At 68.8% G+C, this 19,931-nt stretch carries 18 protein-coding genes; 3 read left to right on the top strand and 15 right to left on the bottom strand.

All coding sequences use genetic code 11. The features are described from left to right. Positions 1-9: 9 nt before the first annotated feature. From ACI2JZ_RS10705 to ACI2JZ_RS10720, 4 genes are all read right to left on the bottom strand, one after another. Positions 10-2,472 carry an ATP-dependent helicase gene (locus ACI2JZ_RS10705; RefSeq protein WP_404597498.1) on the bottom strand — a complete coding sequence of 821 codons (2,463 nt, stop codon included), beginning with the start codon at positions 2,470-2,472 and terminating at the stop codon, positions 10-12. Positions 2,473-2,554: 82 nt separating this feature from the next. Continuing rightward, a complete protein-coding gene (locus ACI2JZ_RS10710) occupies positions 2,555-3,568 on the bottom strand; it encodes an ABC transporter permease (protein WP_247623148.1) in 1,014 nt (337 codons plus the stop codon). Then, the gene (locus ACI2JZ_RS10715; protein WP_404597499.1) at positions 3,565-4,530 is read right to left on the bottom strand and encodes an ABC transporter ATP-binding protein; all 966 of its coding nucleotides are present in this window, start codon (positions 4,528-4,530) and stop codon (positions 3,565-3,567) included. The genes ACI2JZ_RS10710 and ACI2JZ_RS10715 overlap by 4 nt, the downstream gene beginning before the upstream one ends. Positions 4,531-4,615: 85 nt before the next feature. Beyond that, complete coding sequence (locus ACI2JZ_RS10720; protein WP_404597500.1) at positions 4,616-5,602, bottom strand: glycerophosphodiester phosphodiesterase family protein; 987 nt, start codon at positions 5,600-5,602, stop codon at positions 4,616-4,618. Positions 5,603-5,691: 89 nt separating this feature from the next. On the opposite strand from ACI2JZ_RS10720, the gene ACI2JZ_RS10725 reads away from it, so the two are divergent. Both ACI2JZ_RS10725 and ACI2JZ_RS10730 read left to right on the top strand, forming a co-directional pair. Then, positions 5,692-6,603 carry a Bax inhibitor-1/YccA family protein gene (locus ACI2JZ_RS10725; RefSeq protein WP_247623151.1) on the top strand — a complete coding sequence of 304 codons (912 nt, stop codon included), beginning with the start codon at positions 5,692-5,694 and terminating at the stop codon, positions 6,601-6,603. Between the two features lie 152 nt (positions 6,604-6,755). Further along, positions 6,756-7,028: a GlsB/YeaQ/YmgE family stress response membrane protein gene (locus tag ACI2JZ_RS10730; RefSeq protein WP_247623152.1), complete on the top strand. Its 273-nt coding sequence runs from the start codon at positions 6,756-6,758 to the stop codon at positions 7,026-7,028. Between the two features lie 60 nt (positions 7,029-7,088). Here ACI2JZ_RS10730 and ACI2JZ_RS10735 read toward each other — a convergent pair whose 3' ends face one another. From ACI2JZ_RS10735 to ACI2JZ_RS10785, 11 genes are all read right to left on the bottom strand, one after another. Further along, entirely contained in the window at positions 7,089-8,387 is a 1,299-nt protein-coding gene (locus ACI2JZ_RS10735; protein WP_404597501.1) for an RNA polymerase sigma factor, read from the bottom strand. Between the two features lies 1 nt (position 8,388). Then, entirely contained in the window at positions 8,389-8,814 is a 426-nt protein-coding gene (locus tag ACI2JZ_RS10740; protein WP_247623154.1) for a YciI family protein, read from the bottom strand. Positions 8,815-8,944: 130 nt separating this feature from the next. Beyond that, complete coding sequence (locus tag ACI2JZ_RS10745) at positions 8,945-10,330, bottom strand: glycosyltransferase (protein WP_404597502.1); 1,386 nt, start codon at positions 10,328-10,330, stop codon at positions 8,945-8,947. Positions 10,331-10,338: 8 nt separating this feature from the next. Continuing rightward, positions 10,339-11,925, bottom strand: coding sequence for a glutamine-hydrolyzing GMP synthase (gene guaA, locus ACI2JZ_RS10750; RefSeq protein ID WP_247623156.1), 1,587 nt, complete (start codon positions 11,923-11,925; stop codon positions 10,339-10,341). Next, positions 11,922-12,434 (bottom strand): DUF3817 domain-containing protein, encoded by a 513-nt coding sequence (locus tag ACI2JZ_RS10755; protein WP_247623157.1) that lies wholly within the window; start codon positions 12,432-12,434, stop codon positions 11,922-11,924. The genes guaA and ACI2JZ_RS10755 overlap by 4 nt, the downstream gene beginning before the upstream one ends. Positions 12,435-12,498: 64 nt before the next feature. Beyond that, positions 12,499-13,353: a class I mannose-6-phosphate isomerase gene (locus ACI2JZ_RS10760; protein WP_404597503.1), complete on the bottom strand. Its 855-nt coding sequence runs from the start codon at positions 13,351-13,353 to the stop codon at positions 12,499-12,501. 120 nt (positions 13,354-13,473) lie between these two features. Further along, complete coding sequence (locus ACI2JZ_RS10765) at positions 13,474-14,733, bottom strand: ADP-dependent glucokinase/phosphofructokinase (protein WP_404597504.1); 1,260 nt, start codon at positions 14,731-14,733, stop codon at positions 13,474-13,476. A 35-nt stretch (positions 14,734-14,768) separates the two neighbouring features. Then, complete coding sequence (locus ACI2JZ_RS10770) at positions 14,769-15,632, bottom strand: ketose-bisphosphate aldolase (RefSeq protein WP_336640827.1); 864 nt, start codon at positions 15,630-15,632, stop codon at positions 14,769-14,771. 49 nt (positions 15,633-15,681) lie between these two features. Next, the gene (locus ACI2JZ_RS10775; RefSeq protein ID WP_247632737.1) at positions 15,682-16,527 is read right to left on the bottom strand and encodes a carbohydrate ABC transporter permease; all 846 of its coding nucleotides are present in this window, start codon (positions 16,525-16,527) and stop codon (positions 15,682-15,684) included. A gap of 2 nt (positions 16,528-16,529) precedes the next feature. After that, positions 16,530-17,453, bottom strand: coding sequence for a carbohydrate ABC transporter permease (locus ACI2JZ_RS10780; protein ID WP_247623162.1), 924 nt, complete (start codon positions 17,451-17,453; stop codon positions 16,530-16,532). 82 nt (positions 17,454-17,535) lie between these two features. Continuing rightward, positions 17,536-18,834 carry a sugar ABC transporter substrate-binding protein gene (locus ACI2JZ_RS10785; RefSeq protein ID WP_336640828.1) on the bottom strand — a complete coding sequence of 433 codons (1,299 nt, stop codon included), beginning with the start codon at positions 18,832-18,834 and terminating at the stop codon, positions 17,536-17,538. Positions 18,835-19,066: 232 nt separating this feature from the next. Between ACI2JZ_RS10785 and ACI2JZ_RS10790 the strand changes: the two genes are divergently transcribed. Next, positions 19,067-19,873 (top strand): DeoR/GlpR family DNA-binding transcription regulator, encoded by an 807-nt coding sequence (locus ACI2JZ_RS10790; protein ID WP_404597505.1) that lies wholly within the window; start codon positions 19,067-19,069, stop codon positions 19,871-19,873. Positions 19,874-19,931 lie beyond the last annotated feature (58 nt).

Genomic DNA, 19,931 nt, shown 5'->3' on the forward strand with positions numbered 1-19,931 from the left:
CCGGTGCCGTCAGATCTTCTCGATCGGTGCGACCTTGATGAGGAGCTTCTTCTGCCCGGCGGTGTCGAAGCGCACGTGCGCGATGCGCTTGGCGCCCTCACCGGTGACGGCGTCGACGCGACCCTCGCCGAAGTCGACGTGGCGGATGCGGTCCCCCGCGGTGAGTTCGAGGTCGCCGTTGTCGCGCACCTTGGCCGTGACGCGGTTCGGGAAGCGGTCCATGGCGGTCGAGAGGGGCTTGAGCGAATCGCGGCCCGGCAGCGGCTTGACTCCGAAGCGATCGCCGGAGCCGGCACCCGACCCCGATCCTCCGAATCCGCCCGCACGGCGCGCGTTGAGGGCGCGCGACTGCATGCCCCCGCGGGAGTTGACGTCTCCCGGAGACTGGCGCCAGTCGATCAGAGCGACCGGGATCTCCTGCAGGAAACGACTCGGCATCGCGACGGTCACCTCGCCGAACTGCGCCCTGGTCATCGCGAGCGACAGGTGCAGGCGCTTCCGAGCACGGGTGATGCCCACGTAGAAGAGCCGACGCTCCTCCTGCGGCCCACCGGGCTCGCCGGCCGAGATGCGGTGCGGGATGAGGTCTTCCTCGACACCCGTGACGAAGACCGCGTCGTACTCGAGGCCCTTGGCGGTGTGCATCGTCATGAGAGACACGGTGCCCGACTCGTCGTCGAGGTCATCGGCATCCGCCACGAGCGCCACATCGGTGAGGAAGTCGACGATCGTGCCCTCGGGGTTGTTGCGTGCGAAATCGCGGGCGACGGCGACGAACTCGTCGAGGTTCTCGACGCGCGCTTCGTCCTGCGGGTCGCGGCTGGCGCGCAGCGCATCGAGGTAACCGCTCTTGGCGAGCAGCAGGCTCAGGCCGTCGGCCACGGTCGTCGGAGCCGGCACCTCGCCCGTCGGCGGCAGCATGATGGCCGTCGCCTCGGTGAGCACGGCGTCGAGCTGCGCGATCGCCGACTGGATCTTGGGGCCGAAGCCGAGCTGTGCCGGCATAGAGAGGGCGTCGCGGAACGTGATCCCCTGCTCCTCGGCGAAGCGGGCGATGGCCGTCTCGGTCACATCGCCGATTCCGCGACGCGGCTTGTTGAGGATGCGGCGCACCGCCATCTCGTCGGCGGGGTTCGCGACCGCCACGAGATACGCCAGCGCGTCCTTGATCTCGGCGCGCTCGTAGAACTTGGTGCCGCCCATGATCTTGTACGGCACCGCCGAACGGATGAAGATCTCCTCGAGCGCACGCGACTGGGAGTTCGTGCGGTAGAAGACCGCCATCTCGGAGTACGGCATGCCGGCGCGGTGCAGCGCCTCGACCTCGTCGGCCACGAACTGCGCCTCGTCGTGCTGCGAGTAGCCGGTGAAGCCGATGATCTTCTCGCCCTCGCCCCGGTCGCTCCAGAGCTTCTTCTCCTTGCGGTCGAAGTTGTTGCCGATCACCGCGTTGGCCGCCGAGAGGATGTTCTGCGTCGAGCGGTAGTTCTGCTCGAGCAGCACCACGCGCGCCCCGGGGAAGTCGCGTTCGAACTCGCTGATGTTGCGGATGTCGGCGCCGCGGAACGCATAGATCGACTGGTCGGAGTCGCCGACGACGGTGAGCGAGGCGCCAGCGGTGTCGGCGTTCTTCGGCTCGGGCTCCGGCTCGAAGATCATCATGCCGTTCAAGGCATACGGGTCGGGTGCCGACGACGATGCGAGGGGCCGCGTGAGCTCGTGGATGAGCGCGTACTGCGCGTGGTTGGTGTCCTGGTACTCGTCGACGAGGATGTGCCGGAACCGACGGCGATACGTGTCGGCCACCTCGGGGAACGCGCGGAACAGATAGACCGTCTGCCCGATCAGGTCGTCGAAGTCGAAGGCGTTCGCCTTCTGCAGCTGGCGCTGGTAGTCGGCGAAGACCTCGACGAAGATCCGCTCGGCGGGGTCCGACATGTTGGCCTGCCGCGCATAGGACTCGGCATCCGACAGCTCGTTCTTGAGCTTCGAGATGCGCGACTGCACGGATGCCGGGGTCAGCCCGAAGGCGTCGGCCTCGTGCTCCTTGACCAGACGCTTGATGAGCGCGCGGGAGTCACCCGAGTCGTAGATCGTGAACGACTTGGTGAACCCGAACTGCTGCGCCTCGCGCCGCAGGATGCGCACGCATGCCGAGTGGAAGGTCGAGATCCACATGCCGCGCGCCGCATCGCCGATCAGGCCCTCGACGCGCTCGCGCATCTCGCCCGCCGCCTTGTTGGTGAAGGTGATCGCGAGGATCTGGCTCGGCCAGGCCTCGCGGCTGCGCAGCAGCGACGCGATCCGACGCGTGAGCACGCTCGTCTTGCCCGATCCGGCCCCCGCGACGATGAGCAGCGCGGGACCGCGATAGGTGACGGCTTCGAGCTGCTGCGGGTTGAGGCCGGCGAGGAGGTCGTCCTGACCCTGCGGGCCGGCGGTTCCGGGAACGATGAGAGGAGCTTCGGTCATGGCTCTACGAGTCTAGGCGGCGCCACCGACACCACCGCCGCCCGTCTCCTCCCGCGCACGGTCCGGCATCCGCGACCGGAGCTCAGGCGATGCGCGTCCCCGGCGGCAGCATCCGTGCGGGCGTGCGCGTGCGCGACCACGCGCCGGCGAACAGCGACCCGGCGATCACGACCTGCACTCCGAGCCCGACGAACCAGCTCGGCACCGTGGAGTCGATCACCTCGCGCGGAGTCGGACCGGGGCTCCCCACCGCGCAGTCGTCCCAGCGCTGTTCGAGGGGCGACAGCTGCGCGCTGCGCACCCCGTACTTGATCTGCCCGAACAGATCGACCGGATACCCGCCGCTTCCGTACTCGGTGGGCGTGGCATCGGCCAGCACGACGAAGGGGTTCGCGGCGAGCGCCCACCACACGAGATCGAAGCGCGGCACCTCGTAGGTGTACTCCTCCCACTGGTCGCAGATCGGGCCGTTCTCGTCGTAGGGACGGCTGTAGTTCGTCGCCTCGCCGCGCACGGCGAGCCCGCCCAGCGCGAACACGATGAGCGTGCCGATCACCAGACCGGCGACCACGAGGTACGTCGTGGCGACCGAGAACAGCGGACGCGCGATCAGACCGCTCAGCCCCACCCCGATGGCCGCGACGATGACGATCTCCGCGGCCAGTACGAGGATCGAGATGAGCAGCACCAGCGGGTCCGCGCCCCCGCCGAGGAGTGAGAAGGCGAGGAAGGGCAGCGCGACGAGCAGGAATGCCCCGCCCGTCGCGATCGCGGCGACGAGCTTGCCGAGCATGATGTCGCCGGTCGAGACCGCGGTCACCTGGATCGCGGCGAGGGTCGCCGATTCGCGATCTCCGTTGATGGCGTTGCCGCTCAGCGTGGGCGACACGAGCACGACGAGCAGGAGCACCATGTTCACGACGATCGAGAAGATCCCCGCCCCCGGGGCGTCGCCGTAGGAGTAGACGGCGGACGACAGCGCTGTGACCCCGAGGAGCACCGCAGCGAAGACGCCGAGCAGCACGTACCAACCGACACTGCGCAGGCGCTGGGTCAGTTCGAGACGGGCGATGGTGCCGATATGGGCGATGCTCATGCTCCGGCCTCCGTTCCGGGGTGAGCCGTGGGCGGGGGTACGACCGTCGGATTCAGATGCAGGAACGTGTGTTCGAGCGCACTCTGCGCCGGCGCGAACTCCGAGATCGGGAGCTGCGCGGCGACCAGCCTCTGCAGCGCGTGCGCGGCGGACTCCTCGGTCTCGAAGCCGATCAGTACGGCTCCGCGGTCGGCGCCGAGCGACTCCGGAGCCACCCCGAGGGTCGACGCGACCTGCCAGGCGTCGGCGGCCAACCGATCGGTCGAGGCGCCGACCAGCCGGATCCGCCAGGCGCGGACGGATGCCTGGGCCGGCGCCGCGTCGACCACCGCCCCCGCGACGAGGAAGACGGCGTCGTCGACGACCTCCTCGAGCTCCGAGAGGATGTGGCTGGAGATGAGCACGGTGCGCCCCTCGGCGGCGAGACGGCGCAGCAGCACGCGCAGCTGCACACGGGCCTCGGGATCGAGTCCCGAGGCGGGCTCGTCGAGCAGCAGCACCCGGGGGTCGTGCACGAGCGCCCGGGCGAGCCCGAGCTTCTGCTTCTGCCCGCGGGAGAGCACCTTCGCGGGGGAATCGGCGAGCGGGGTGAGCCCGACGAGGTCGAGCAGCGCGGCGGCCCGATGCGCGGCATCCGTCGGTGCGATGTCGTACAGCCGACCCGTGGTCACGAGTGTCTCGCGCGCCGTCAGCGAGGGCCAGGCGCCGAGCGCGTCGGGCATCCACCCGAGCAGCCGGCGGGCGGCCAGCGGATCGACCATCGGGTCGACGCCGCCGATGCGGATCGTGCCGGTGTCGGGGGCGAGCAGCGAGGCCAGCATCAGGAGCAGGGTCGTCTTGCCCGCGCCGTTCGGCCCGACGAGTCCGGTCACCCGCCCCGGTTCCGCGCGCAGTGTGGCCGACCGGACGGCCTGCACCGTCCCGAAGGCCCGGCTGACGTCTTCCACGACGATTCCACTCATGCGGGCCAGTCTGGCATCCGGCTCCGACGCTCCCGCCGCGCACCGCCGGGTCGCTCCGACGCCGGCTCTGCCGGTGCCCGATCCCTCAGCCGCGGAAGAACGCCACGCCCAGGTCGGGGTGATCGACGAAGACGCCGTCGATCCCCTGTCGCGCGATCACGCCCCACTCCGCCTCGTAGTCGCCGAAGGCGCCCTTGCCCCCGTCGCCGCGGAACTCGGGCGCGAGGAAGGCGTTCTCGGGTCGGCACGTCCAGGTGAAGACCTTGAGGCCCCGCGCATGCGCGTCGGCGACGATCGTGTTGCCGTGTGCCAGCAGCATCTTCTTGCTCACGCTGATGCCGTCGACCGCGCCGATCAGGCCGTTGAGGCCCCGCGGTGCGACCGTCGCCTTGTAGGTGAGCGCCCTCTTGCCGTGGGCGACGAGCTGGTCGTAGGGGCGGCCGGACGATTCGATCAGGTAGATGTAAGAGGCCGGGATGCCCCGCGCCCGGAGCTGACCCAGCACGGTCTGCTCGAAGCACTCGATGATCAGCGGCAGTTCTCCGTCCGCCCAGCCGGCGGCCTGGAGATCGCGCTCGATCAGCGGCACGAGGTCGAGACCGATGCTCGCGAAGTACGTGGCGTGCTTGACCTCGAGCACCACGCCGATCTCGCGCCCGTGCTCGACCGACCCGCGCCGCACGAGGTCGAGCAGATCGACGAGACGCAGGATCGGCTGCCCGCCGTCGAAGCTGGCGCTCGTGGCGCGCACCTCGGGCAGACGCTCGCGCCCGCGGAGCGTCGAGAGCTCGTCCCAGGTGAAGTCCTCGGTGAACCAGCCCGTCAGCGCCTGCCCGTCGACCCGCTTGGTGGTGCGTCGATCGGCGAACTCCGGATGCTCCGCCACATCGGTCGTGCCCGAGATCTCGTTCTCGTGGCGCACGACCAGCACGCCGTCCTTCGTCGCGACGACATCGGGCTCGACGGCATCCACCCCCATCGCGAGCGCCAGCTCGTACGAGGAGCGGCTGTGCTCCGGGCGATACCCGGGCGCGCCCCGGTGTCCGATGACGAGGGGAGTTTTCCTGGGCACGCTCTCAGCGTAGAACACCCCATCGCGCGCCCCACGCCGGTATCGTGGAGGAAAGCGACCTACGACACCCTTCTGGAGTGAGGCCCACCATGAGCAACTTCGCATTCAACAACCCTGCTTTCAAGCAGCAGGATCCGCGCAATGTCGCGACCTACCCCGGCGCACCGCAGGGTGCTCGGGGAGCCCAGGCCGCATCGTTCCAGCACGCCACCGTCGACGCCGCGGCCAACGCGCAGCTCGAGGGCATGTACGCGGCCCCGCCGGCGGGCTCGATCGAGACCGATCGCATGTCCGTCGAGGACACCGTCTGGAAGACGGCCGGCCTGTTCGGCATCCTCCTCGTCACCGCGGCCATCGGCTGGGTGTGGACGCTCGGCGGCACCGACATCACCTCGTTCTCGACCGTCTCGCTCGTGCCGTGGATGATCGGTGCGCTCGGCGGTTTCGTCCTCGCGATGATCATCACCTTCACCTCGCGCAAGAAGGTGCGTCCGGCGCTGATCTTCGCCTACGCCGCCCTCGAGGGTCTGTTCATCGGTGGCATCTCAGCGTTCTTCGAGGTCCTCTACCCGGGCATCGTGCTGCAGGCCACGCTCGCGACGATCTCGGTCGTCGGCGTGACCCTCGCCCTCTTCGCCAGCGGCAAGATCCGCGCGTCGAAGAAGGCCACCAAGATCTTCATGGTCGCGATGGTCGGCTACCTCGTCTTCTCGCTGCTGAACCTCGTGCTCATGTGGACCGGCGTCCTGCCCGCGAGCCAGGCCTTCGGCCTCTACAGCGCCGAGATCATGGGCATCCCGCTCGGACTGATCATCGGCGTGCTCGTGGTCATCATGGCCGCCTACTCGCTGGTGCTCGACTTCGACCAGATCCAGCAGGGTGTGCGCAACGGCGCTCCCCGCGTCTACGGCTGGCTCGGCGCCTTCGGCATCATGGTCACGGTCGTCTGGCTGTACGTCGAGATCCTGCGCATCATCGCGATCGTCCGCGGCAACAACTGACGATCCGTCGTCTGTCGCTCACGAGGCCCGTCTCCCTTCGGAGGCGGGCCTCCTGCATGTTCCGACCCGCGGCGCAAGGGGTTTCCTGAAAGCTTCCTGAGAGCGCAGAATCGAGCGATCAGACGAAACTCGTCTGCACACAGGAGGTCATCATGAGCTTTCTCGGCTTTCTTCTTCTCGGTCTCATCGCCGGGGCCATCGCGAAACTGATCCTGCCCGGCAAGCAGGGCGGTGGATGGTTCATCACGCTTCTGCTGGGCGTCGTCGGCGCCCTGCTCGGAGGGTGGCTCGGCTCGCTGATCCTCAACCGCCCGCTCACCGAGTTCTGGGATCTCGGCACGTGGCTCCTCGCCATCGGTGGGTCGATCATCGTGCTGCTGATCTACGGCCTCATCGTCGGTCGTGGCAGTCGCAGCAAGGCCTGATCACCGCTCCGTGCGCTGATCGCGGCGCTTCGCCCCCTCCGGCCCCCGGTGGGGGCGAAGTCATGTCCGCTCGCCGCGCGATTTCGCCTCGAGCAGCGCACGTTCACGGTCATTGCCGGTGAGGGCGGCGGCCGTCGCGAACTCGCTGCGCGCTTCGTCCTCCCTCCCGAGGCGGCGCAGCATCTCCGCCCGTGTCGCCGGCAGCAGGTGGTACCCGCGCAGAACTCCGGATGCCTCCAGCTGATCGAGTACCTTCAGCGCCGAGGCCGGCCCCGTCGCCATCGCGACGGCGGCCGCGCGGTTGAGTTCGACGACGGGTGACGGGGCGAGCCGCCCGAGCGCCTCGTAGAGCACGACGATCCGTTCCCAGTCGGTCTCCTCGATCGACGAAGCGAGCGCATGGCACTCGGCGATAGCCGCCTGCAGTCCATAGGCGCCACGGCCTCGGCCGACGGCATCCGCCCGCGCGAGTGCGGCGCGTCCTCGCGTGATCCGGCTGCGGTCCCACAGCCGTCGGTCCTGGTCGCCGAGCAGCACCGGATCTCCCTGCGCGTCGGTCCGCGCCGGGAACCGCGCCGCGGTGAGCTCCATCAGAGCGAGCAGCCCGAGGGCGTCCGGCTCGCGCGGCATCAGCCCGACCAGCACACGCCCCAGCCTGATCGCCTCGTCGGCGAGGTCCGGCCGCATCCATTCCGGCCCGCTGCTCGCCGCGTGGGCCTCGTTGAAGATCAGGTACACGATGCCGAGGAGCGCCCCGAGACGGGCGGTGTGCTCCTCGCGCGGAGGAGTCTCGAACGGAACCCCCGCCGCGGCCAGCGTCTTCTTCGCCCGCACGATGCGCTGCTGCACGGTGGCCGTGGGAACCAGGAACGCGCGAGCGATCTCCTCGCTCGACAGTCCCGCGACCACGCGCAGGGTGAGAGCCACCTGGGCTTCGCGTGACAGCACGGGGTGACAGGCGATGAACATCAGCCGGAGCACGTCGTCGTCGACCGCGTCCGGATCCCAGGGCACGGCGTCGATCCCCTCGGCCTGCTCGCGCTCCAGGTCGTGAGCGAGCACGGCGATGCGATGGTCGAAGCGCTCCTGCCGCCGCCATCCGTCGATCGCTCTGCGCTTCGCGACGGCCGTCAACCAGGCGGCGCCGTTGCGGGGCACACCCTCGACCGGCCACTGCCGCAGCGCATCGAGCAGCGCCTCCTGGGCGAGGTCCTCCGCCCACCCGAAGTCGCCGACCATGCGGGCGAGCGTGCCGACGATCTTCGCCGACTCGATGCGCCAGACCGCGGCGACGGTGCGCTCCACCGTCCCCGGTGGGGGAAGGGGACGCACCGTCGCGTCGTCGGAGGAGGGGGTCATCTCACTGCTGGGCGCGCTGCGCCTGCTCCTCGCGCCAGCCTGCTTCCTTCTCGATCCACTCGTTGTCGGCGGGGAAGTCCGAGGCGTCGGTCACCCGGCGCACCTCGAGGAACGATCCGGGTCCGAGCGGTGCACGGCTCGCCCACTCGGCGGCCTCCTCGCGGCTCGACACCTCGAGGATCCAGAATCCGTTGAACAGCTCCTTGGTCTCGCCGTAGGGGCCGTCGGTGATGAGCGGGGTCTCGGCGCTGAAGTCGACGACGAAGCCCTCCGCGGCATCGGTGAGTCCCTCGCCCGCTGCCAGCACGCCGGCCTTGATCATGGACTCGTTGTACTTCCCCATCGCCTCGATGACCTGCTCGAAGGGGATCTCCTTGTACGCATCGACGGCCTCGTCGGTCGCGCGCATGATGAGCATGTACTTCATGGTGTTCTCCTTGATCGATGGGATCGTGTCTCGACCCTCTCATCAAAGACGTCGAACGGGAACGCGTCGGATCGACATGCGATCCGGAATTCTCCGAGATTTCTTCTCGAGCGCTCTCTCGAGCGTGTTCTCAGCGCCGGGGCGGCCGACGCACGGCCGCATCGATCACGGCGGTGAGCGCGCTCAGCGACTTCTCGGGGCTCCATGCCGCGGCCACCTCGGGGGCCTCGGCACTCAGCCGCGCGAGCAGCGCGGGGTCGGCCAGCACGCCGCGCAGGGCGGCGGCCAACGCATCGACATCGCCGCTCGGAGCGAGCACTCCCCCGCCCGCGCCCAGGACGTCGCGGATGCCGTAGCGCACGTCGTACGACACGACCGGCGCGCCGTGCAGCAGCGCCTCGACGATCGACAGCGGTTGCCCCTCGAAGGCGGTGGCGGTGAGCACGACCGAGGCCCGGTCGAGAACGCGCCCCGGGTCGTCGGTGTACCCGGCGAGCACGACGCGATCCGCCGCACCGAGCTCGGCGATGAGGGCGGTCAGGCGCTCCTGCTCCGGTCCGCCGCCCCAGATCTCGAGGCGAGTGTCGGGCACGTCAGCGGCGAGGAATGCGCGGATGGCCTGATCGACGCGCTTGCCCGGAGCCAGGCGTCCGAGCACCACGACCAGTCCCGGCTCCCGCAGGTCGTCGCGGCGCGCGACGGCCGCGATCGGGTTCGGCACGGTCTCGTTCCGCGCCGCCGTGCCGAAGCGTGCCACGACGTCGTCGCGCTGCGTCGCCGTCGGCCAGATCACGGCGTCGAAACGGTCGGAGAGGGCGAACCAGCGCGTCCACAGGGCGTTGGTCGGGGCATCCGCCGTGTAGGGAGCCTCGAGGTGGATGGTGTGGATCGTGTGGAGGATGCGCACGCGCGGATCCTGCCACCCCACGATGAGCTCGCCGAGCTGACGCGATTCGCAGATGACGACGATCGGGCGGTCGCCGAGGCCCGCGGCCAGGTGCGACAGCCACGCGCGGTACAGTCCGCCGAAACCGGCGACGCCGCCTACGACCTCGCCGTCCGCATCGAAGATCTGCACCGGCTCGACGCTCAGGTGCCAGTCGGGATTGCCCGGGATCACCGGGAGCGCGACGAACGGCCGCCCCTCGGCATCCTCGATCGTGCGGTACTCGACCCCCGGGTTCGCGACGAGGGCGGGATCGGCGACCGATCGCAGCCACGCGGTCGCTCCGCCCTCGGCGGCGACGGCCTCGTCGAAGAGATTGCGCAGGCGGGAGGCGTCGACCAGAGCACCGCGCGAGACGAACGTCTGCCGGTGCTGCGCGTGGTCGGCCGCGGTACCCGGATCGAAGGTGAGCAGCTGCGGCCCACGCCCCTCGGCCACGCCCGCACCGGCCAGCTGCCGGGCGCGCGACAGCGTCGCGATCGTGTAGCCGCCGTCGAGGTCGGGGATGAGCCGGCTCGACAGCACCAGGTACTCGGCGTCCGGCAGGGCCGGCGCCGACGCGGGGAGCATCGTCTCCCCTACTCCCACTCGATCGTCCCCGGCGGCTTCGACGTCACGTCGAGCACGACGCGGTTGACGTCGCGCACGCCGTTGGTGATGCGGTTCGAGATCTTGGAGAGCACGTCGTACGGCAGGCGCGTCCAGTCGGCCGTCATCGCGTCTTCGCTCGACACGGGACGCAGCACGATCGGATGGCCGTAGGTGCGGCCGTCGCCCTGCACACCCACCGAGCGCACGTCGGCGAGGAGCACGACCGGGCACTGCCAGATCTCCTGGTCGAGCCCGGCCTTGGTGAGCTCCTCACGGGCGATGGCGTCGGCCTCGCGGAGGATCTCCAGACGGTCGGCCGTGACCTCGCCGATGATGCGGATGCCCAGGCCGGGGCCGGGGAACGGCTGTCGGCCGACGATCGCCTCGGGGATGCCGAGCTCGCGCCCGATCGCCCGGACCTCGTCCTTGAACAGCGCACGCAGCGGCTCGATCAGCTCGAAGTCGAGGTCGTCGGGCAGACCGCCCACGTTGTGGTGCGACTTGATGTTCGCCGTGCCCGCGCCTCCGCCGGACTCGACGACGTCGGGGTAGAGCGTGCCCTGCACGAGGAACTTGACCGGGGCACCGCCGGAGGCCTTCGCCTCGGCGACCAGGTCGAGCTGCACCTTCTCGAACGCGCGGATGAACTCGCGTCCGATGATCTTGCGCTTCTCCTCGGGATCGGTGACACCCTTCAGGTGGCCGAGGAAGGTGTCGGCGGCGTCGACCGTGATCAGACGCACGCCGGTGGACTCGACGTAGTCCTTCTCGACCTGCTCGCGCTCGCCCTTGCGGAGGAGCCCGTGGTCGACGAACACGGCGGTGAGCTGATCGCCGATCGCCTTGTGCACGAGCGCGGTGGAGACCGCGGAGTCGACACCGCCGGAGAGCGCCGAGATGACGCGGGCGTCGCCCACCTGCTCGCGGATGCGCTCGATCTGCTCGGCGATCACGTTGCCGCTGTTCCAGTCGGACGCGAGGCCCGCACCCTTGTGCAGGAAGTTCTCGAGCACGCGCTGGCCGTGATCGGAGTGTTTGACCTCCGGGTGCCACTGCACGCCGTAGAAGCCGCGGTCCTCGTTCGCGAACGCCGCGACCTTGGTCGCGTCCGTCGTCGCGAGCACGTCGAAGCCCTCGGGAGCACGCGCGACCTGGTCGCCGTGGCTCATCCACACGTTCTGCTCGACGGGCTGGCCGCCGAGCAGCGTTCCGCCGTCACCCGTGATGACCGCATCCGTCGCCCCGTACTCGCGCAGGCCGGTGTTCGCGACCTCGCCGCCCAGGGTCTGGGCCATGTACTGGAAGCCGTAGCAGATGCCGAGCGTGGGCACGCCGAGGTCGAACACCGCGGGGTCGAGGCGCGGCGCTCCCTCCTCGTACACCGACGAGGGCCCTCCGGAGAGGATGATCGCGACCGGGTTCTTGGCGGCGATCTCGGCGGCGGTCGCGGTATGCGGCACGATCTCGCTGTAGACGCCGGCCTCGCGCACGCGGCGGGCGATCAGCTGCGCGTACTGCGCGCCGAAGTCGACGACGAGCGCGGGGCGCTGCTGGGTCTCGGACTGTTCGGTCAACGGGCACCTTCCGGGGCGGGAGCGGAGACCTCTGAGGCCTCTCGGGTGGCGAGGTAGGTCTTGACTTCACGGGCCACGATGGCCTCCATGAAGAACGACAGCAGCGGGATCACGCCGCCGAGGGCGAGCAGGATGAAGCGCGGGAACGGCCAGCGCATCAGGCTCCACATGCGGAAGCACGCGAAGAGGTACACGACGTAGAACCAGCCGTGCGCGACGAGGATCGCCAGCGACACGTTGAAGCCGTCGCCGAGCGAGGTCATCTCGCACGAGTTCGTCCAGGGGGCGAACAGCGACCACCACTCGCAGTCGGCTCCGGCGAGCACGCCGGCGAACCAGAGCGGTCCGCCCGATCCTCCGAGGAACAGTTCGAGGTGGATCGGCGTGTACTTCAGCACCATCTCCGTCAGCAGCAGGAGCAGCATGACTCCGGTGATGATCGACGCGATCTGGTAGAACTTCAGCGCACCGCGGATCGCCGGAAAGCTGGCGACTTTCGGTTCGGGCATGCGTCCAGTCTAGTCGGCGCGCCGCACCGCTCGATCCGGCGCGGATGGCCCGCGCTCGACGCCCTCACTGTGCGGGCGGCCGGGCGACCAGCGCTTCACCGTGACCCGTGAGCGCGCGCTCGGATGCCGCGGCGGGAACGAGCACCGTCGACCCCGCGGGGAACCCCTGTCCTCCCAGAGCGACCTCGCCATCGACCACGACGACGATCGCGAGCCCGGGATCGAGCATCACGGGCCCTCCGTCGACCGGAACCCGATCGAGGCGGAAGTACTCGTCGGCGGCGGCCGGGAACGCCGACCCCGATCGCGGCGCCGTGCGGACGAGGGCGTCGAGCTGTGCCCGGTCACGTCCGGTGCGGTTCACCGCCGTCAGGGCCAGCTCGAACCCGAGACCCAGATGCCCCTCGCCGGAGCCGTCGATCGCGAACCCCTCCCACTCGAGCAGGATCGAGAGGTCCTCGGGCTGCTGCAGTTCGAGCAGGAGGACACCCGCGCCGATCGCGTGCAGCTCCCCCGGCGGCACCCACACCACATCGCCGGGCCCGACCTCGATCGCGTGCAGCAGACCGAGGAGCGCGGCGACGTCCTGGCGCGCGACCAGATCGGCGAGAGCATCGGCCGTCACGTCCTCCCGCAGGCCGACGTGCACCGTCCCACCCTCGAGGATGTACCAGGCCTCGGCTTTGCCGTGCGCGCGGCCGAGATGCCCGGCCGCGAAGTCGTCGTGCGGATGCGCATGCACCGGCAACCGCTCCCCCGCGTCGAGCAGCTTGACGAGCAGGCGCGCGTCGTCACCCCAACGGCGGACGTGCTCCTCCCCCAGCCAGGCGATCGGATCCTCGGCGATCGCCTCGCGCAGCAGCCGCCCGTCGGGCAGGGTGCTGAGGCCGAGGGTCTCCTCGCCGCGGACCGTCGTCACCGATCCGATCCAGTCCTCGGGTTCGCGGGGCGGACCCCGGATCGCCGCGGAACGCGCGGAGGCGCTCTCCGCCGCGGTAGAAGCGCTCGGCCGGTCGGTTCGGGGCGAGGGCGATCGGGTTCATCGGGCAGCTCCATTCACATCGGCGTGCGCTCCATTCACATCCGCGTCGGCGTGCGCAGCATCCGCATCGGCGTGCGCAGCCAGGAACCCGCCGACGAAGGTATCGCCGAGACCGATCGTCGTCGGCTCCGCGATATCGAGGGCGAAGGCCGGCACGCCGACCGCTCCGGGGATGCCGCGCTCGACGGCGGCGACGAGCTCGGCGCCGCGGCGGTTCCGCGCCATCGCGGCCGTCTCCTCGGCATCCGACGACGAGAATCCATCGCCGAGCCGGTAGCGCGTCGCCGCGACCCGGACAGCGCTCTCGAGTGCTGCGCGGTGGCGCGCGGCATCCGATCCGACGGCGATCGCCCAGTGCCGGGTGTGCACGACGAGGGCGGGGGCGGGGATCAGCCGGGCGATCTCAGTGAGCGCGGCGATCACGTCGGCCGGATCGAGCAGATCGACGGATCGGCCCAGATACTCCTGCAGTTCGTCCTCGTTCATGCCGTAGACATCGATGCGGGAGAGCAGCCGGTCGCGGACGGTGTGAGAGAAGGCCCGCGTGTAGAAACCCGCGTCCTCGTAGTACACCAGCGCCTCGTCGGGCAGCGACGCGAGCGCGACGAGCAGCTCGTCGAGCCGGCGCTCGAGCAGGTCGTGGTCCTGCATGGTGTTGAAGCCCGACACCAGGAAGACGGATGCTCCGGCCAGGGCCGCCGGCAGATCGTCGGCGAGACGCATCTCGCGATTGGGCGGGTCGTTCGCGAAGATCAGCCGGTTCGCGCTCGGGGAGACGATGTCACCGTCGATCAGCCGCACGTGCGCCCCGACCGGGTACTGCACGATCAGGTGCGGATCGAGGGTGTCGCGGTCGGCCGACGACACGTACGAGACGCGCTCCGGCAGCAGACGGCGGACGTTGTCGTCGATGCTCACCAGATGCTGCACGCTCGGGATGCCGAGGCTGTCGAGCACGAGCCCCGCCCGCACCCCCGTGCCGCCGAGCGTCACGGCCACGTCGAAGTGCGCGGCGAATCGCTCGATCACCTCGGAGGACTCGACGAAGCGCTCGGCCCCGGTCCCGGCTGCGACGAACGCGAGCACGGCCACCAGGAGCGAGCGCTCGTCGACGATCGACGCCGCGGCGGTCAGCTCGTGCCGCCGGATGCGATGCTCCCGGGCCAGCCGGCCCACGACGGCGGAGTCCCACCGCAGTTCGAAGTCGACCGTTCCGCCGAGCCCCAGCACGAGCCGACCGCCCACATCACGTGCCATCCGTCGATCGTCCTCCCCGTCGAGATCCGTGCCGGTCAGTACAGGTCGGCTTTGCCGTCCGCACCGAACAGTTCGATCTTCTCAGCCGCGGTCGCCTTCAGGGCGGCGATCGGCTCGGGCTGGATCGCGTTCGGCTCACGCAGACGCTCGTCGGTGCCGAGGATCTCACGCATGCGGTTGTGGTACGAGACCTTGATGTCGCTGGAGATGTTGATCTTGTTGATGCCCAGCTCGACGGCGCGACGCAGTTCGGCATCCGGGTTCGCCGATCCGCCGTGGAGCACGAGCGGGATGCCGACCGCGGCCTTGATCTCCTGGAGCAGGTCGTGGCGCAGCTCGGGGTTCTTCTCGGCGGGGTACAGCCCGTGCGAGGTGCCGATGGCGATCGCGAGGCTGTCGACGCCCGTCTCCTCGACGAAGCGCACGGCGTCGTCGACGTTCGTGTAGATGATCTCCGCGGCACCCGACTCGCCGTAGCTGTCGTTCGCGCCGATCGTGCCCAGCTCGCCCTCGACCTGGATGCCCACCGCGTGCGCGGCCTCGACGACCTTGCGCGTGAGCGCGACGTTCTCGTCGAACGGCAGCAGCGACGCGTCGATCATGACCGAGGTGAACCCGGCCTTGATCGCCGTGATCATCTGCTCGTAGCTGCCGCCGTGGTCCCAGTGGATCGCCACGGGGACGCTCGAGCGGTGCGCGCGGGAGTGCATCGCCGCGATCAGGTCGGTCGTGATGTGCGAGACCTCGTCCGGGTGGATCGCGATGATCACCGGCGCGTTCTTCTCCTCGCTGATGTCCATGACTCCGTTGAACATCGCCCAATCGCTGATGTTGAACGCCGGGATCGCGAAGTTGTGCGCGTTGGCGACGTCGAGGATGGATTTTCCGGTGTAGAGCACGTGTTTCTCCTGTTTTCGTGATGGTCGAGGGCCCCGGGCGGGGTGGCGGTCAGCTCTTCACCGAGCCGGCCGTGAGGCCGCTGATGAAGTAGCGCTGGAAGAAGAGGAAGAGGATGAGCACGGGGATGGACCCGAGCACGCTCATGGCCATGATCTGGTTCCACTCGTAGGAGTGCTGCCCCATCAGGAGTTGGATGCCGATGGGCACCGTGCGCATGTCGATCGTGCGTGTGAGCGTCAGCGCGAACAGGTACTCGTTCCACGCGATCATGAACGTGTAGATGCCCACCGACACGATGCCCGGCACCGAGATCGGCACGAGGATGCGCCACAGCGCCGTGAACGAACCCGCGCCGTCGACGCGGACGGCCTCGTCGAGCTCGCGCGGCAGGGTGTTGAAGTAGCCGGTCATCATGATGATCGCGTAGGGCAGCGTGAACACCATGTACGTGAGGATCAGCCCGGCGTAGGAGTTGTAGAGGCCGAGGCCGACCATCAGGCCGAAGTACGGGATCAGCAGCGTGATGGGCGGCACGGCCTGCACGCTCACGATCACCACGTTGAGGATGCGCTTGCCCCGGAAGTCGAAGCGGCTGAAGGCGTAGGCCGCCTGGATCGCGACGATCAGGGTGAGGATCGTGACCGACCCCGCGACGATGTAGCTGTTGAGGAAGAACCGCACCGTCTCGGCGTTCGTGAAGATCGCGATGTACGCGTCGAACGAGAAGGTGTCGGTGATGAGCCGCGGGGGCAGCTCGAAGATCTGGGTGTTGGACTTGAACGAGCTCGAGAGCATCCACAGCACGGGTCCGGCGGCGAAGACGGCTCCGATGATCAGTCCGATCATCAGCGAACCCTTCGCGACGACGCGGCGGTTCTTGACGGTGAGCGCCATGATCAGTCCCTCGCTTTCTGGTGACGGACGTAGAACACGGCGAGCACCATCGACATCAGCAGCACGAGCACGGCCGAGGTGGCGGCGAGCGAGAAGTCGTACTTGGCGAAGGCGAGCTTGTAGGTGAAGGTGCTGAGCACCTCCGTGACGTCGATCGGACCGCCGCCGGTGGTCATCCAGATGAGGGCGAACTGCTGCGAGGTCCAGATCAGGTCGAGCAGCACGAGGCTCACGATGATCGGCCGCAGCTGCGGGATCGTGACGTTCCAGAAGCGCTGCACGTTGCTAGCGCCGTCGACGGTGGCCGCCTCGTGCAGTTCGGCCGGGACGCCCTGGAGGCCGGCGAGCAGGCTGACCATGAAGAACGGGTACCCCGCCCAGATGTTGATGAAGATGATGGTGCCCAACGCCAGCTGCGGAGAGGCGAGCCATTCGATGTCGGTGTTGAGCAGGAAGTTGATCACGCCGTTCGGGGCGAGAAGCATGCGCCACAGCACCGCGATCACCGCGACCGTGAACAGCCACGGCAGAACGTAGAGGGCCCGGAACAGCGAGCGCGAGACCCGCCCGAGGAGCGGGCTGTTCAACATCATCGCGAACGCGAGACCGAGCACCAGGTGCGCCAGCACGCTCGCGACCGTGAACAGGATCGTGTTGCCGGTGGCCTTCCAGAAGCGGGGGTCGGAGAGGACCTCGACGTAGTTGGCGATCCCGACGAACTCGGGCGACTTGTTCAGGATCACGTTGTCCTGGAACGAGTATCCGATCACCATCACGATCGGCACGATCATCAGGACGAACAGCAGGATGATCGTCGGCGAGAGGAAGGCGTACGACTCGGTGGTCTTGCGCAGTTGCCGTCGGCGCCGCGAGTGCGGCACCCCGGTGACGATCACCTCGGTGTCGTCGGTCGTTCTCAGGCTCATGAGGTGCGGGCTCCTAGGTTGGTCGGGTGCCGCACCGCATCATCGGCGATGCGGCACCCCGTTCAGGCGGGAGGCGAGGAGCTCAGAACTCCGCTTCCCAGGACGTCTGCGCCGCCTTGAGCGCGTCGGGGATCGACTGCTGCCCGTCGAGTGCGGACTGCAGCTGCTCGCCGAACTGGCGCATCAGCTCCTCCGCCACCGGCAGCCCGGTGAACTCGTTGGCGGGGTAGCCGGCCTGGTAGATGTCGAACGCGGTCTTGAACAGCTCGTCGTCGTTCACGAAGTCGGGAACCGAGGTCGAGTTGCCGGGGAAGGCCTTCGCCATCGTCGACAGAGTCGAGTTGGTCTCCTGGCTCATGAGGAACTCGACGAGCTTGAACGCCGCCTCCTTGTGCTCGGAGTTCTCGGCCACGCCGATGCCCCACGAGGCGTAGGGAATGCCGCGTTCGCCCTCGTATCCGTCCTCGGCGGGGATCGCCGAGATCGAGAACTCGAGGTCGGGGTTCGTCTCGCGGATGAGGTTGATGTGCGCGAGCGAGTCGATCATCATGCCGGCCCGGCCGTTGGTGAACTCCTCGACCTTGTCCTGCTCCTTCATCGTGAACGAACCGGAGGCGATCACTCCCGCGTCCCACAGCTCGCCGATGTACTCGACCGCGGAGGTCACGTCGTCGTTGGTGAGATCGGGCTGACCGTCCTTCAGCATCGAGCCGCCGGATGCCCAGACCCACGACATGACGTCGTTCTGCACACCGTTCGGCGCTTCGAGGGAGAGCGGGAGGACCCACCCGGAGACGTCGCCCCCGAGGGCGGAGACCTTCTCCGCGGCATCCGCGAACTCGCTGCGGGTGGCGGGCGGAGCGTCGACACCGGCCTCGGCGAGGAGCGCGTCGTTCGTGAACATCGGATACACGAAGTTGACGACCGGGATCATGTACGTGCTGCCGTCGACCTGGATCTGGCTGGCGAGCTCGCTGTCGTCGTAGTCGTACTCCTCCATCAGCGCACTGAGGTCGGCGATGACTCCCTGCGAGGCGAAGTCGTTGACCCACGCGCCGTCGAGACCGACGACATCGGGCATGGTTCCGGACGCGGCTCCCGCGAACAGCTGCTCCTTGGTGGAGGCGTACGGCCCGCTCACGAGATCGACCGTGATCCCGGGGTTCGCCGCCTCGAACTCGTCGATGAGGGCGCGGAACTCGCCGTCGGGCAGTTCCGGCTCCCACCACTGGGCGAACTCGATCGTCACGTCGCCGCCATCCCCACCGCTGTCGCCGCCGGTGCTGGGCGCGCAGCCCGCCACCGCCAGAAGGGTCACGGCCGCCGCGGCGGCTCCGACGATGTTCCGGGTGCGTCGCTGCCCCAGTCGCACTGTGCTCATCACTTCTCCTCTTCGAGATCGTGCCGCATCACGCGCTTCAATGCTTGTTCATGCGGTTTTGAGCCATGTTATGCCCGGATTTGCCGCGACGTCAAGCGCCAATCTGGAGATGTCGTTACAGATTTCTTCCGCAGGGGGCCGATATTCCGCAGATAATCAGCCATGCACTCGATATGCCGTTTTCTGCACAAGTCTGCGGTGTTCGTCGCTTTCGTGTGCTAGAGATGTCTGCATGGAAACATCCGCACCGGCACATCGTCGTCGCCTCCCCGCGGGCAGGAAGGCCGATCTCGCCAGCTACGTCGAGCAGACGGGGCAGGTCACGGTCGGCGATCTCGCCGAGCACTTCGGCGTCTCGATCGACACGATCCGCCGCGATCTCGATCAACTCGACCGCGAAGGCGTGCTCGTGCGCACCCACGGCGGTGCCGTGAGTTCCGCGACCGGGCCGCTCAAGGACCGCGCCCTCGACGTGCGCATGCGCGTGCAGACCGAGGAGAAGGAACGCATCGCCCGCATAGCCGCCGGTCTGATCGAGGACGGCTCGGTGGTGATGCTGAACGCCGGAACGACGACGTTGGCGGTCGCTCGCGCGCTTCGCAATCATCAGGATCTGACGATCGCGACGAACAACCTGCGGATCCCCGCCGAGCTCGCCCCCACCGCGTTCCGCGACCTGTACGTGTTCGGCGGTGCGGTGCGCTCGATCACCCAGGCGACGACCGGACCCGTGACGTTCACGATGACGCCCGGCGGCCCGGAGGTCGACATCCGCTGCGACCTCGCGCTGATCGGCGTCGGGGCCGTCGACGAGGGCGGGTACTCGGCCTCGAACCTCGGCGACGCCGCGATGATGTCCGAGATGATGCAGCGCGCCGAGCGCACCGCGATCCTGGCGGACTCCTCGAAGATCGGGCGCCGGTTCTTCGCGCAGATCGCGCAACTCGACCGGGCCGACTACCTGATCACGGATGCCCCGCCGCCCCCGCACATCGCCGCAGCCCTCGCGCAGGCCGACGTGCAGGTTCTCGTCCCCTGACGACCTGACAGCGACCTGAACGACGACGGAGGCCGCCGGGATCGCTCCCGGCGGCCTC

The organism is Microbacterium sp. NPDC087868 (genome assembly GCF_044900755.1).
Taxonomy (GTDB): Bacteria; Actinomycetota; Actinomycetes; order Actinomycetales; family Microbacteriaceae; genus Microbacterium; species Microbacterium galbinum.

Excerpts from the sequence above, each read along its gene's own strand:
- ACI2JZ_RS10705 (WP_404597498.1), bottom strand. The coding sequence starts at position 2,472 with ATGACCGAAGCTCCTCTCATCGTTCCCGGAACCGCCGGCCCGCAGGGT.
- ACI2JZ_RS10710 (WP_247623148.1), bottom strand. The coding sequence starts at position 3,568 with ATGAGCATCGCCCATATCGGCACCATCGCCCGTCTCGAACTGACCCAG.
- ACI2JZ_RS10715 (WP_404597499.1), bottom strand. The coding sequence starts at position 4,530 with ATGAGTGGAATCGTCGTGGAAGACGTCAGCCGGGCCTTCGGGACGGTG.
- ACI2JZ_RS10725 (WP_247623151.1), top strand. The coding sequence starts at position 5,692 with ATGAGCAACTTCGCATTCAACAACCCTGCTTTCAAGCAGCAGGATCCG.
- ACI2JZ_RS10730 (WP_247623152.1), top strand. The coding sequence starts at position 6,756 with ATGAGCTTTCTCGGCTTTCTTCTTCTCGGTCTCATCGCCGGGGCCATC.
- ACI2JZ_RS10735 (WP_404597501.1), bottom strand. The coding sequence starts at position 8,387 with ATGACCCCCTCCTCCGACGACGCGACGGTGCGTCCCCTTCCCCCACCG.
- ACI2JZ_RS10740 (WP_247623154.1), bottom strand. The coding sequence starts at position 8,814 with ATGAAGTACATGCTCATCATGCGCGCGACCGACGAGGCCGTCGATGCG.
- ACI2JZ_RS10745 (WP_404597502.1), bottom strand. The coding sequence starts at position 10,330 with ATGCTCCCCGCGTCGGCGCCGGCCCTGCCGGACGCCGAGTACCTGGTG.
- ACI2JZ_RS10755 (WP_247623157.1), bottom strand. The coding sequence starts at position 12,434 with ATGCCCGAACCGAAAGTCGCCAGCTTTCCGGCGATCCGCGGTGCGCTG.
- ACI2JZ_RS10765 (WP_404597504.1), bottom strand. The coding sequence starts at position 14,733 with ATGGCACGTGATGTGGGCGGTCGGCTCGTGCTGGGGCTCGGCGGAACG.
- ACI2JZ_RS10775 (WP_247632737.1), bottom strand. The coding sequence starts at position 16,527 with ATGGCGCTCACCGTCAAGAACCGCCGCGTCGTCGCGAAGGGTTCGCTG.
- ACI2JZ_RS10780 (WP_247623162.1), bottom strand. The coding sequence starts at position 17,453 with ATGAGCCTGAGAACGACCGACGACACCGAGGTGATCGTCACCGGGGTG.
- ACI2JZ_RS10785 (WP_336640828.1), bottom strand. The coding sequence starts at position 18,834 with ATGAGCACAGTGCGACTGGGGCAGCGACGCACCCGGAACATCGTCGGA.
- ACI2JZ_RS10790 (WP_404597505.1), top strand. The coding sequence starts at position 19,067 with ATGGAAACATCCGCACCGGCACATCGTCGTCGCCTCCCCGCGGGCAGG.